Origin of the sequence: Bradyrhizobium iriomotense (assembly GCF_018129405.1) — a bacterium.
In the GTDB taxonomy this organism is placed as follows: Bacteria; Pseudomonadota; Alphaproteobacteria; order Rhizobiales; family Xanthobacteraceae; genus Bradyrhizobium; species Bradyrhizobium iriomotense_B.
In genome coordinates this window covers 57,440-71,370 of record NZ_JAFCLP010000001.1, presented here as the reverse complement: position 1 = coordinate 71,370, position 13,931 = coordinate 57,440, and the positions used below count along the sequence as shown (strand labels likewise).

Here is a 13,931-nt window from a genome sequence, read left to right as displayed (position 1 = left end):
AATGTCAGACGAGCAATCCCGTGTGAGCTGTTGTCCAGTAATCGATGCCCGCACGGAGCTCGGCTGGCGCGATGCTCAGGACGCTAACCACCGTCGCCGGAGCCTGGCCATTGTGGGGATCAATCACGAAATCTGTGCCCCTGGAGGTCTGCTCTAGAACCAGCCAATGGTCGGCAAGCGGATCCGTTCCTGCATAGCCGAGTGAGGCAAGGAGCCTAGATAGATCGAGGCCATCGCTTCCCGGTTGGAAGTCGCAGATCGTATCCGTAGCCGAAGAGAATGCGTTGTAGGCGAATATATCGTTCCCGGGTCCACCGTAGATGGTATCCGCACCTTTGCCGGCGACGACCGTGTCGCTGCCGCGTGCAGCCTGGATGATATTGCCGAGGTCATTGCCGATGATGATGTCGTTGCCGTCGCCGGCCCAGACATTCTTTATGATCGTGCTTGCTCCGAGCTGGAGAGATTTCCCGGCGACCGAATCAACAGCACCCGCATGCAGGTCGAGATAGGAGCCCGTCGTCACGGCGGCGGTATTGATGGTGACCATGCTGCTGCTATCGTTGAGAACGTAACGTGATGATCCGCTCGAGGTCGCAAACTCGTCGGTGTAGATGTACGTAGCTGGAGTCGACGGTGCATCGCCCAAGGCTGTCAAGGTCCAGCTGTTGAGCGTCCCGGCGTTTCCGGTGACGTTATCGGTGACGCTAAGCGTCCAATTTCCTTTTGCATCCTCTCCCCAGAATGTGTTCGCGGTCGTTTCGAACACGATGCCGCCGCCAGTGCCGTTTGCCGGATGGTTAATGAGGGTGGCAGTCGTTCCACTCGGGGACGTCAGTGTGACGGTGAGATCGCTCACATGAGGATGGCTGATGTTGAGGTCAACCACGACCTTGTCGAGACGCTCGGACGAGGCGAGGGTTATGGTGCTTTGAAGGCTGCCACTCCCGTCGGGAATCCTTGCGTTGTCGAGATGGCTTGAGCTTTGTATGGACAAGTTTGCGTAAGTCGATTGCTTCTGCCAGCTCTCGGCCAAGCGCACGGCCGCCGTGGCATCAACCAACCCGAAGCCATAATCCTGCGAGAAATGCAGTCCGCCCCCGTTCCAGTCGTGGGCTCCATTTGTCTGCCAGCCGGCGCTCGTTGGATCGGTATTCTTTGCCGAGTATGCCAGAATCTCCATGACGTCGCGATAGCCGAGGTCCGGATTGCTCTGCAGCATCAATGCAATCACTCCGGCGACGGTCGGCGCGGCATACGATGTGCCCGAAGCTGACGTAAGGTCCCCAGTCGAATAGCCGGCCGAGCCTGTTCTATCGTCGGTCGTATTGCCGACTCCCGGAGCCGCGACGAGCAAGGCCGCGCCAGGCGTGCTGAATGATGCGAAATGCCCATCGTAGTCGATCGCAGCTACCGTAATGACGTACGGACTGTTCTGGTAGTTGTGATAGTTGACGTCGTCACCGGAGCCTCTCGAATTGCCAGCCGCAAACACAAACTCCGTCCCCAGGCCGTTGCGGCCGCTGGTAACGCCGGCCTGAATGGCGGTTCTGGCGGCGGAGCCGGTGCCGAAGTTGTCCTGGAAAGCGGTGGAGTAGCCCCAACTGGCGTTCGCGATGTCCATGCCACTCGCAACCAGGTGGTTGAACGCATCGGCTATCTGACTCGCGCCTCCGCTCGAGTAACTAATCCTGAATCCTGCGATTCCGGAATTGTACGCAATGCCCGCGATGCCATATCCGTTATGGGCTGCAGCAAGGACGCCTGCGACCGTAGTGCCGTGACCATCGGCGGCCGTGCCGTAGGCGTCTGCGCCGCCATTTGTCGCGTCGTAGTCGAGGCCCAAGAGGTAGCGTGAATTCAAGTCCGAATGGTTGTAGTCGACACCATCGTCAACGATCCCGATCTTTACGCCGGCACCGGTATAGTTTGTCCAGGCGGAAACGACGTTAATTCCGGTCGTCGGGTTCGTGAGTCCCCACTGCCAATTGGCGAAGTAAGGATCCGTCGGAAGCGCCGTATCTCCGGTGGGCGGGGCAAGTGCGTGCCACGTGATGGGAATGGTCGGATAGACGTCCGGCGCCGAGGTAGACGTTGTCGTGCTGCCGCCGCTCGATGTGCTTCCGCCGCCCTTGCTGCTCCCGCCCGTTGTTCCGCCTCCGCCCTTTTTCGCGGCGAAGCTCTCGGGCGCGTTACCATCCGGGACCGAAACGTCTGGCTGAGCAGCGTGGCGCTCCACCTGGGCCACCGCCGGAGTGTCCATCGATCCGGCGTTTGCCGAGGCGATGTTCAGTCCGATGAATTCCCATTCCAGAGCATTTGCATTCGCTTCAGAGAAAATCCCGTACTGATCATTCACGCCCCGCTTGGCCATTGAATCTCCTTGCCTGTGCGACGGAAGAAAGAGCGCGTCGTGTCGCGCGTTGGTGCGGAGATCGGACGACGGGGCAAATTAAAGGCGGGTAAATTGAGCCGTTAAACTGGGATCAGCGGTTCCAGAGCGCTGACGGCGGCAATCCAAGTTTCGCAATCTCTTTAACGGCGCATAAATCTGATTTTATGCCCGTTAGGCCGAGCCGTTTCGAGGCGGTAGGATCGTCCGGGACGTGACAGGATGACGATGACTTGAATCCGTTTGTGACGGAGCCTCGTTTCCGCGCGCGATGATGAGGTCGGGCCGCGGGGCGTCGGATCCGATGCGCTTGGCGGTTGCGTGCATATGCTGTGCGATGGCAGGCGCGCAATGCGCCGAAGAATTCGTATTGTCAAAATATTCTGAGTTGCCGAAATTGCGGATTGGCGTATGTCCATTGCCATCCCGGCCCGTGGCGACGGGGGCAATGGAACTCGTGTCCCCGGGGGAGAGCGCGAAGGACACCGTTAAAACCATCCGCGCAGGGAAGACCGGGATGCCGGTTTCACCTGTGAACCACCCCGTGCGCACTTTCTCCGCACAGGGGCTGCGGGTGCCGGCCGGCCGCTCGGACTTCCCTGGGCCCTTTCCTCCGGGAAAGGGAATTTCCAGCCTGAGCTCGGGCATGTTGCGCCGCGGGAATGCGAACCCATGTCCGCTGTTTGGGTTCTTGGTCGGACTTCCCGCTGGTGCCCCCTTCACCCGCCGCATTTAGCCGTGCGTCAGTCAAGATAAATATCGTAAAACGCGCAAGGGCCCGTAGCTCTACGGGCACCTTTACCTTCCAGCGAGTATTATTTCGCGCGCCCGGCGGCTGTGCTAAACATTGTGCTCGATTAGACAAGATTTGTAACGGCTGCCAGTAGGTCTTTAATTCGGCCGGGCGTTGTCACTCCGGCGGTCATTTTTGATTAGAGGGGGCGGGGGCATCCGCCGGATTGTGTGAGCGCGCCTTTTAAGAGGCCGGACGAGCTCCGGCGGCTCCTGCAGACATGCCGGGGCTATTTCGTGACGGCCGGCATCTTCAGCCTTGCCATTAACCTGCTTTACCTCGCCGGCCCGCTCTACATGCTGCAGGTTTACGACCGCGTGATCTCGAGCGCCAGCGAGATCACGTTGTTGATGCTCACGATCGCGCTGCTGCTGGCGTTCATGGCGCTGGCCGGCCTCGACGCAGTTCGCGCGAGGGTGCTGACCCGCGCCAGCATCCGCCTTGACCGGAAGATCGCCTCGCGGGTGATGACGGCAATCATCGATCGTTCGGCGAGCGCAGGCGGCGCCCGCAGCCAGGCGCTCCGCGATTTCGATACGTTTCGCCAGTTCGTCACCGGGACCGGCATCCACGCCATCTTCGATCTGCCCTGGGCTCCTATCTACATCGCGGTGATCTTCGTCCTTCATCCGTTCCTGGGGGCCTTTGCGCTGGGGTGTTCGGTCATCCTGGTGCTGATGGCGCTGCTGAGCGAGTGGCTGGTGAAGCTGCCGCTCACGGAATCGAACGAGGCCGCCGCGCGCAGCTACAGCTTCACCGAAATGAGCCTGCGCAACACCGAGGTCGTGCGTGCCATGGGCATGACCGGCGGTCTGCTGCGACGCTGGAGCCGGGATCGCGACCGGATGCTCGAGCGCCAGGTGGCCGCAAGCGACCGCGCCGCCGCGATCCAGAGCCTGATCCGTTTTCTGCGTCTCGCCATGCAATCGCTGATCCTGGGACTGGGCGCATATCTCGTGATCGAGCGGGTCACGACGGTCGGTTCGATGTTCGCGGCCAGCATTCTGCTAGGCCGCGCGCTGCAGCCGGTCGAGCAGATCGTGGGATCGTGGCGCAGTCTCGTGTCGGCGCGTGCTGCGTTCCTGCGCATCCGCGAGCTGCTGACGGCGCATCCTCTTCTCGATGCCGGCCTGACGCTGCCCAGGCCCAAGGGGCAAGTTTCGGTGGAGGCGCTCACCTTCGCTCCTTTGGGGAGCTCCAAGGCCATTCTGCGCGGCATCACCTTTGCCGTCGAGGCAGGAGAGGTGCTCGGGGTCATCGGACCATCCGGGGCCGGGAAATCGACCCTGTCGCGCCAGCTTGTTGGCGTGCTGACACCCTCGGCGGGCGCCGTGCGGCTGGACGGCGCCGATGTCGCGACCTGGGTCAAGCGGGCGATCGGCGACCATGTCGGCTACCTGCCTCAGGATATCGAGCTGTTCTCGGATACGATCGCCGCCAATATCGGCCGCTTCGATGAGGGCAGCGACAGGGACGTCATCCTCGCCGCCCAGCTCGCCGGCGTGCACGAAATGATCCTGAGGCTTCCGCACGGTTACGACACCCAGGTCGGAGAAGGCGGCGCTATTTTGTCCGGCGGCTTCCGCCAGCGGATCGGTCTGGCCCGCGCCGTCTATGGCAGCCCAAGCCTCGTCGTGCTCGATGAGCCGAGCTCGAACCTCGATGCCGAAGGTGATGTCGCTCTGGCAGATTGTATCGTGCAACTGAAAAAGAGCGGGACGACGGTCGTCATTGTCTCGCATCGGCCGGCGACCATCGGGGTCGTCGACAAGATTCTCGTTCTCAGAGATGGCGTCGCCGAGATGTTCGGGCCTCGTGCCGAGATCATGGCCCGGCTGACCCGTCCTGTGCCCGTGCACGCCGTGCAAGGCTCCAGCAGCTAGGCTCGCCCAATGGCCATTCTCGATGGAACACCCAAGAATCTCGCCGCTGTTGGCAGCCGGGCCGGTCTTTCCGCTGGGCCGCCCAGCGACTCGATCAGGCGCATCGCTCTCGCCGGCTGGGTCATTGTTGCCGTATTCTTCGGCGGGATTGGTGCGTGGGCGCTGACCGCGCCGCTCAACGGCGCCGTCGTGGCAAACGCGGTCGTCAAGGTCGAGGGCAATCGCAAGAGCGTCCAGCACCTTGACGGCGGCATCGTGAAGGAGCTGCGGGTCAGGGAGGGCGACAAGGTCCGCTCCGGTGACCTCCTGATCGTGCTGGACGAGACCCAGGCGCGCGCCGAATACGAAGTGCTGACGCAGCAATGGGCCGTGCTTCGTGCCACGGAGGTTCGGCTCCTCACCGAGCTCGATCATGGCTCCGAGCTCGTGATGCCGTCGGATCTGAAGGCGCGTTCCGAAGATCCCTACCTCAAGAGCGTCTGGAACGGGCAGGTCAGCCAGTTCGAGAGCCGCCGGGCCGCGCTGGAGGGACAGCGCAGCGTCATTCGCGAGAAGATCAACCAGCTCGGCTCGCAGATCGTCGGCGCCCAGGCGCAAGTGAAATCATTTACCGACCAGATCAATTCCGTTCACAGTGAGGCAAAGGATATCGCGCCTCTGGTCGAGCGGGGCCTGATCGCGCGCCCGCGCATTCTGCAGCTGGAGCGTACCGCCTACGGCCTCGAAGGTCAGATCGCCGATTCCAACGCCAACATCGCCAAAGCCCGCCAGGCAATTGCCGAGCAAGAGCAGCAAATGGCGCAGCTCGATAATGATCGAATGACCGACGTGACCAAGGACCTTCGTGACACGCAAGCGAAGATCCTGGAGGTCATCCCCAAAGCCATGAATGCCAAAGCGGTCCTGGGGCGCATGGAGATCCGAGCTCCCTATAGCGGCCAGGTGGTCGGCCTCAACGTCTTTTCAGTCGGCGGCGTCATCCAGCGCGGCGACAAGATCCTGGACATTGTCCCGGAGCAGGATGGGCTGACAATCGAAGCGCAAGTGGCGGTCGAGGACATCAGCGACGTGCATCCCAACACGCGTGCGGAAGTTCACCTCACGGCTTACAAGCAGCGGATCGTGCCGATCATTCATGGTGACGTCATCCAGGTCTCGGCAGATCGTCTGACCGACCCCAAGAGCAACAACCCGTACTACACGGCCTTCGTGCGAATTGATCAGGACGAGCTTGCGGCTATGCCGAACATCAAGCTCTATCCGGGAATGCCGGCGACCGTCATGATCCCGACTGTCCAGCGCACGGCATTTGAATATCTCGTCGGCCCGTTGATCATGTCCTTCAATCAGTCCTTCCGCCAGAAATAGGATGCAGCGCGGTCGGAAGGGCAGGGACGCAGCCCGCGAGCCGTGGCCCGGTGGCGGGCTTCCAATTCGGATGCGTGTGCCCGGCTCGGGGGCAATTCTCCGAATTGCCATTGAACGCGCTTGGCGTGGCACCGGCGCAAATCTTGGCGCCCAAGGGCAGCGCAGAAAACCTGCCCGCGTCGCTGTAGGACTATTTAGCTGTCGGACTATTTAAACGGGTCGTCGATCGACGCTGCTGACTGCCTCACGCGTCGAACGCCGATGGGAGAGCCGTCCGACACGAACAGCAGTTCGTAGCTCTGTCCGCGAGAGTCCGTTGCGGTACAGGTGACACTCGAGACCCGCCGCGCGGCAAAGTTGCCGAACTGGCGGCAGATGCCGGTCGATGCCTCCTCCGAGGGTACCGGCAGCCCATGGACCTTCGGCCGATGCCTGGAATTCAAGAGCATCCGATCGATCGGAAGCTCGTAGGAATTGTCGTCGAAACGCCTTCCCTTCTCACCGGAGAAAGACACGACGTGGCCGTCGTCCGCCGGATCGTCGATAGCCACCGCGAAGCTCACACGCCCGGCTTCGTTATGAGCGTAGGCAACGGCCTTGCAGGCGTAGCTGCGACCCGCAATCTTGAGGGTCGTGCACTTGCCTGACATGTGTGCAAGGATGTCGATGAGAGGCTGACGATGCTCGATGCGCTTGGGAGCGTCCGGACTTTGCTCTGCTGCCGGACGGGTCCCCGCCGTCTGCGCCACGCAAGGCGCCGCAAGGGCAAAAAGCGCCCCGGTCGACAGCAACAGCCCGGGCCGCAACCAACATAAAAAACGCCGCCAAATGGTCACGCAATCCCCTCTGCCGGGCTGTGTCCCGCGCCGCAGAAAAGCCCGTCCGGCCAAACTCTTACCCCGCCTCAATCCGGCTCATAGTGACATTGGAGCGACCACGGATCAATCGAGCGAAGGGGCCGGTGGGGGCTGCCTTGCCTGTTTACTTAACGCCGCCGAGGCATTACAGGGCTTTAACCGACTGGCAGGCGCCCTTTCCCTCGGCGGAGCCGCCGTCCGCAGCCGCGGTCACCTGTCACGCCAGCGTCGAGCCATGGAGTTAGGAACGCATGACGCTGAGCGAGATTGTCTTTCCAGTTGTGGCTCGGCCCTTGCATGCCTGGCCGGCTGAACGAAACCGAAGAGGGCAGTTGGGCTGACCGATTGCACGGGATTGCGACGAGCCGCACCGGTTTCGGAAGGCGAAAACCGATGGATCGATGATTGACTTGAAAACGAACGGGGCCGTAATCTCGGCTACCCATTGTCGTTAACGCTGATTCCCACGCATGCAAATGGAATTTACAGGTGCCTAAATTCAAGAACAAGACGATTGCCAGTTTCGGTTCGCGCTTGAAACAGCTGCGGGAAGAGCGGTCGATGACCATCACGGAGCTGGCTCGACGGATTGACGTGACTCCGCCTGCGATTTGGCATTGGGAGAAGCGCGGCAGGGTGCCCAAGCCCGCCACCATAAAGGCCGTGGCAAAGGTACTTAACGTCAGCGCCGAGTTTCTCGAGGACGGTGTTCACATTGTGAATACTCAGGATCAAGGTCCCTCGGACCAGCTCTCGATGCGGCCGGACGAGATGAGTCTCGAACAGCTCATCCGCGCCATTGAGGCGAAAGGCTTCCACGTCCGGATCACTTCGGCTGGCGATCGGTAGATCTGGAAGGCGAAGCGCGCCGTATCTCCGCATGGAATATTGGCGAGCCGCGCCAAGCTCCTTTACCCATCTTCGTGTTAAAACCCGCGAAAATCGGCCAGGCTGCAATTAACGCGGGTGACTCGCTTGCGCCAGACGGCTCCGTGAGTCCGGCAATTTTTGATGCGGCGTTTGCCGGTCCAAAGGTCGCTGTCGCCCGTCCGTCACCGACGTCACCGACGTCACGTTCGCGCTTCGACGAGCATTCCTCGGCCGAGTTTGGCGAGGCAGCGTTCAACTTGCAGCATCATCCAGCGCAAATGCGCAGCTCTTCGCTGATGGGTCTGTAACGCCTGAACGTCGCGGCGTGGTGCCCTGGGTGCAGTGGCATCCGGGACGCCGCACGACCGGCCAAAAAGATTCCCGGTCTCTCACGCTCGATAAAAAAACGGCGAGGCAGCGCAGTATCGGAGCTGCCCTGACGCAACGCATGCTTTCGTTTCGTGGCATAAGCATCATTTGCAACCTCAGGCTACATAAGGTGGAGTTGCATATTCGGGCAAAATTTCAGCCGGGCTCCGCGCTTAAGTTATTGAGGAGGCAAACGCCTCCCGGGTGGAACTGATCGTCGTCAAGTGTGTCGGGTTGTAACCTCGGTCGTGATTCAACCGGAATTTATTTCAGCGAGTTGTCGATAAACTGCGAGGAGTAAAGCGCTTGTAGCCAATCTGAGGCCGTGTCATACTTTCGTAGTTAAAGCCGATTTAAGCTGCGCGTAAATTTCGTTTAAGCCGCCAACTCGTCATTCGAAGGAGGCGATGCAATGAATAAAAATTTTAGCACCTTAAGCATTTGGAATTTTGCTCGTCCTCTGTCGCGTACTGTCGACGGCACGGACACTCGATCTCTCCCCGGCGCACACCACTAGCCTTTCTCCTCAAGCGCGTAGCGCTTGAGCCGCCTTTGCGTACGCGAATTTGCTGCTCGCCGTTCGGTCCATTCTTTGATGGGGCATTCCGATGGGTATAGCCTGGCGTTGGAACAAGGAAGCTCACAAGCGCTCCGTGTTCGAGACCCTCCTCAATAAGGTCATTCGCGAGATCATTCCCGGGCGGGACAGTAGAAGGCGCCGCCGCATGGGCAGTGCCGCGAGTTCGGCGGCAAAGCCACGGCGGCAGAACTTCACGCTGGAAGCGATAGAGCCGCGTCTGCTGCTGTCGGCGGATTTGACCTATGGTGCTCCCGGCAGCGTCCCGGGTGGTGTCACCAATGCGAGTGACATCAGCAGCTATGTTGCGACTCTGACGTCAACAACCTTCGTGCTCAAAGCCGAGGCTAACGGCAATGGCGACGTGTTTTGGAACCTCCACGGGACTGGGTTGGATGGGGCCGGTGACACGGGGATTGCTGCTTCGAAACAGATCACGACAATCGGCGATCTGAGCGTCAACATTAAGCGCGACGATCTCGGCGTGTTCAACGACAAACTCAGCCTGATCGATTTCGTCGGCGACAAGGTCACGATCGACACCGACAGCTTCTCCGTACTCAACACGAAGTTTGCCGGTAACAAGATCAACGTCGACTTCGCTGGCGGCAAGGATATCGACATCGGCTCGCTGATAGGCGTTACGCTTCCGCTTCCGCTCGCCAACGACCAGGTCGTGATGACCGGCAACGGCGGCACATTCACCGGCCATGATTTTTCGCTCCACAGCTCGTCGGATATCGTCAACGACGCGAGCGGTCTGCAGATCACGAATGCAGGCGGCTCGTTTGAGCTCGTGTCGGACTCGAAGGTCACCATCGACAACGGCTCGGCCATCAACGCGACCAACATCACCTTGAAGGCCGATGCGAAGAGCACGGGCGGATTGTTCCAGGGATTGCTGGCCGATGCGAAAAGCGAGGTCACGCTCGATAGTTCGAGCCTCACCGCGGTGGGCGGCACTGTGGCATTGCTGGCCCATTCCGACGCCACTTTCGTCGAGAATGGCGACACGTACTTCAGCGGCAGCTTCTCCGGCACCGCCGTGCTCAGCATATCGGGCGCGCTCGTCGACGTAAAAGGCACGGCATCCATTACGGCAAAGGATGCCAATCTCGAGGCCAAGATTCATACCGATATCACCGCGACCGCCAGCGATCCTGGAGCCACTGTAGCGGCAGTCGTCGTCACGGTGTTCAATACACCTGAGATCAAGATTGGTGACACCGCCGACATCAACCTTACCGGAAATCTGACCGCGGAGGCAAAGTCGGACATCACGGTGAGCAACACCATCGTGCCGAAGGGGTCCTCCAGCCCAGATTCCGACGCGGTGATCGCCACCACCATACTGCACAGCGATCCGTCATTGACGGTCTCCGGCGGCGATATCGACGCGGTCGGAACTGTGGAGTTGAAAGCGACAAACACCATAAATGCGACCACGACGGCCGATGGCTCGCTGGGCGATGCGGGTGCCACTGTCGCCTTCACGCTGTTCACCGGAGACACGACGGCAAGCGTCACGAACGGCACCATCGATGCGGCCGGCATCGCGATCTCCGCCACTAGCGATCGTACTGCCACCACGCTGGCCAGGGCAACCGCGGGGGGCGCTACTGAGAACGCGGGCAACGAATCCGAAAAGCGACTCGCTGATCCCAATGACGATGGAGACACGAGCGACAAGGCGAGTACAGACGAAGGCAACGTGACCTTCGCGGCCGCAGTGGCCGTGTCGGTGCTCACCGGGGACACCACGGCCAGCATCACGGGCGGGTCGGTCGCGGCTTCGGCCGGCAATCTCGATCTTACTGCCAGCGGCAAGGTCGAGGTCGTCACCACCGCGGACGGCTCGAGCAAAACCGATTCGGGAGCGACAGCGGTGGGTGCTGCCGTCGCGATCAATGTGGTGACACCGACGGTGACTGCGCTGCTCGGCGGCACGGCCAACGTGGATGGTACTGACGTTAATGTCACCGCCCTCATACCGGATAGCAAGGTCGAGGCGGAGTCGACTTCCGGTGCGGGCGGAGGAAGCAACCTCGGCGTTGCCGGATCGCTGGCGCTCAATGTCGCGGTCCTCAACGTATACGCCAAGGTTGATGGCGCGGTGCAGGTTAACGGCGCCAACGTCATTCTCATGGCGGAATCGAGCACGACGAGTACGGCCGTGGCGAAGGCGACGGTCGACGGCAGCGGCGACGCGACGGGCGTCGGGGCTTCGGTGGCGATCAACGTTGCCGATAACGATACGAATGCCCTGCTGACGGACGGCGCGACGCTGACCAATGCCAAGAATCTGACCTTGGATGCGGAATCCAAGCATGTGATGGAAACGGACGCCAAGGGCGGCACGACTGGCGGGACGGCCGTCACGCCGATCGCTGCGGTCTCGGTCGCGACCTACGACACCGAAGCGCGCATCGGCACGGGCGCCCAACTGACCATATCGGGCGCTCTATCGGCAACCGCCTTGCACATCGGTTCAGTCACGACGCTCGCCGACGGCGAAGCGGCCGGAAGCACCGCGGCGGTGGGCGCGTCACTTGCGTTTGCCTATGAAAAGGACACCGTGATTGCGACCACGCTGCGAGATATCGCGGCGACGGGTTCGGCAGCGTTCATTTCCGGTTCGATTGGAAAGACGAGCACTTTCGCCAAGGCGAGTGCGAGCGGCGCCAATGATGACGGCGAGGACGCGCAGGCCAAGGGCGACAGTAAGCGCGGTGCCGCCAATGATCGCGCCAGCAAGAGCGGTGCGACAGGTTCGGGAACCGACAAAAAGGCAGAAGCCAAGACATCATCGAGCAGCAATAGCGGCGGCGACAGCATCGCGGTCGCGGCGGCGATTGCCATCAACATCGTGGATAGTGAAGCGCGATCCGAGCTTCCGGCCGGCGTGACGATTTCGTCCGGCGGTGCGCTGACGGTCAGGTCCGGAAGCAATATCAACGGCTCTGCGGAGGCGGACGGCAGGGCGGCCGAAGGCGGCTCGGCCGCGGTCGGCGCCGCCGTGTCGGTCAACTCCGTCGACGCCAAGAACACGGCGCGGGTCGCAGCAACGGTGTCGGCCGCCGACGGATTGGTGGTCGAGGCCCTGATGCTCGATCGCGCGATCGATCTCCAGACGGGCACGATCAAGATCGTGGACGAGTCCGACGATACGATCTTCCTTGGAACCGGCCACGGCTTAACGACAGGTCAGAAGGTCAAGTATCACAAAGGCAGTGGCGGCACCGAGGTCGGCGGCCTGGTCGACGGCAAGGAGTATTTCGTATTTGACGCAGGTGGCGGCAAGATAAAGCTGTACGACAATGAAGTTGATGCAAAGCTGGGCGGTGCAACTGGACTTGCGGATCTGACAGGGCCTGGCGCGGGGAGCGACCATAGCTTCGGCACTTACATCGACGTGCCGCTGGTCGGCGAAATCGAGAACCCCCTGGATAGCAGCAAGGTTCGATTTGACCCTGACCCGAACAACATGCGCGTCATCCAGACGAACGACGCGCACGGCCTGAGGACCGGTGACGAGGTCGCCTATCACAAGGGCGCCGGCAGTCCGATCGGCGGGCTGACGGACGGACATACTTATTACGTCATCGCGCTGGACGACACCCATGTCCAGCTGGCCGCCTCACGCGACGATGCCCTGGCGGGCAAGGCGATCAAGCTGACGTCGGACGATGACGCCACCCACGACGACACGCTGACCGAAGCCACGCACAGCATATATGCGAGCTCGGTCTCGGGCGCCGGGAGTGACAATGTCGGCGTTGCCGGATCCGCCGCGATCAATCGTGCTGCCGTTGTGACCCTGGCGGAAGTTACGGGTGACGTTGTGCTGGCCGACGGTGCGGACGGTGGTCCGGGAATCGGCGCGGTGATCGTGCACGCGCAATCGACGTCCGACGACACGGCCAAGGCGCTCCCCGCGGGTGATGGCGCCGTCGCCGACAGCGTCGGCGTGGGCGCATCCTTTGCGCTCAATATGAACTTCAACGACACCACGGCACAGATCACCAATGGCGCCGACATCAGCGGCGGAACCGCCGATAGTCTCGATGTCGCAGCCACCGGCCGGCACCGCACCTCGACTGAAGCGAGCAATGGTGCCAAGGGAGGCACGGGCGTCGGCGCGGCGATCGCGGTGGCCATCTCCGATGCGGACACGACAGCCGAGATCGGTACCGGCGCCACGTTGAACACCGCGGGTCTCGACAGCGTGACTGCCACGCACTCGAACATCATCGAGACCAAGGTGAGTTCGAAGGCGGAAGGCGACGATGCCGCGGTCGGCGCCTCGGTCGGCGTAAATTACGTCACCGATGACAACAAGGCGCACGTGGCCCGCAGTCTTCACTCGACGGGCGGAGCCGTCTCTCTCATCGCGGACCTGACGATCGTCGACTCGCTGGAAGCGCACGCCAGCGCGGGCGGAGGCGACTCCTCCGGCGACGACGCGGATTCTCAGGCCAACAGCAGCACCAACAACAATTCGAATACGCAGAACAACGGCGGCAACCGGTCGATGGAGTCCGCCAGCAATAACACCAATAGCGGCAATTCCTCCGCAAGTTCCGAGTCCGGTTCCGGAGGGGGCGGCGTGGGCGTCGCGGCCGCCGTCGCGATCAATATCGTCAAGCTGACGAACGCCGCGACCGTCACCGACGGCGCAGATCTGACCGGCGGCGGGGCCGTCACCATCGCAGCGCGCGCGAGCGTCGACAGCAAAGCCCAGGCCGATGGTCTGTCCGTCAATCTCAGCGACAGTTCGGGGACCAGCGTTTCGGCCGCGGTGGCGCTCAACTTCGTGTCTCTC

At 61.6% G+C, this 13,931-nt stretch carries 6 protein-coding genes (1 of these 6 cut by a window edge); 4 read left to right on the top strand and 2 right to left on the bottom strand.

Annotation, left to right across the window (positions count from 1 at the left end; genetic code table 11):
• Positions 1–4 precede the first annotated feature (4 nt).
• Positions 5–2,374: a S8 family serine peptidase gene (locus JQ592_RS00210; protein ID WP_211400920.1), complete on the bottom strand. Its 2,370-nt coding sequence runs from the start codon at positions 2,372–2,374 to the stop codon at positions 5–7.
• A 981-nt stretch (positions 2,375–3,355) separates the two neighbouring features.
• Between JQ592_RS00210 and JQ592_RS00205 the strand changes: the two genes are divergently transcribed.
• Together JQ592_RS00205 and JQ592_RS00200 are read left to right on the top strand one after the other, a co-directional pair.
• Entirely contained in the window at positions 3,356–5,068 is a 1,713-nt protein-coding gene (locus tag JQ592_RS00205; RefSeq protein ID WP_211400919.1) for a type I secretion system permease/ATPase, read from the top strand.
• Positions 5,069–5,077: 9 nt separating this feature from the next.
• Positions 5,078–6,436 (top strand): HlyD family type I secretion periplasmic adaptor subunit, encoded by a 1,359-nt coding sequence (locus JQ592_RS00200; protein WP_211400918.1) that lies wholly within the window; start codon positions 5,078–5,080, stop codon positions 6,434–6,436.
• 206 nt (positions 6,437–6,642) lie between these two features.
• On the opposite strand, the gene JQ592_RS00195 is transcribed toward JQ592_RS00200, so the two are convergent.
• Positions 6,643–7,272 carry a hypothetical protein gene (locus JQ592_RS00195; protein WP_433996383.1) on the bottom strand — a complete coding sequence of 210 codons (630 nt, stop codon included), beginning with the start codon at positions 7,270–7,272 and terminating at the stop codon, positions 6,643–6,645.
• A 510-nt stretch (positions 7,273–7,782) separates the two neighbouring features.
• Here JQ592_RS00195 and JQ592_RS00190 point away from each other — a divergent pair.
• Complete coding sequence (locus JQ592_RS00190; RefSeq protein WP_211400917.1) at positions 7,783–8,142, top strand: helix-turn-helix domain-containing protein; 360 nt, start codon at positions 7,783–7,785, stop codon at positions 8,140–8,142.
• A gap of 1,043 nt (positions 8,143–9,185) precedes the next feature.
• Positions 9,186–13,931, top strand: the beginning of a protein-coding gene (locus JQ592_RS00185; protein ID WP_211400916.1) for an LEPR-XLL domain-containing protein. Its footprint extends 23,748 nt past the window's final position; the window shows 4,746 of its 28,494 coding nt (coding positions 1–4,746); it begins with the start codon at positions 9,186–9,188; the stop codon falls past the right edge of the window.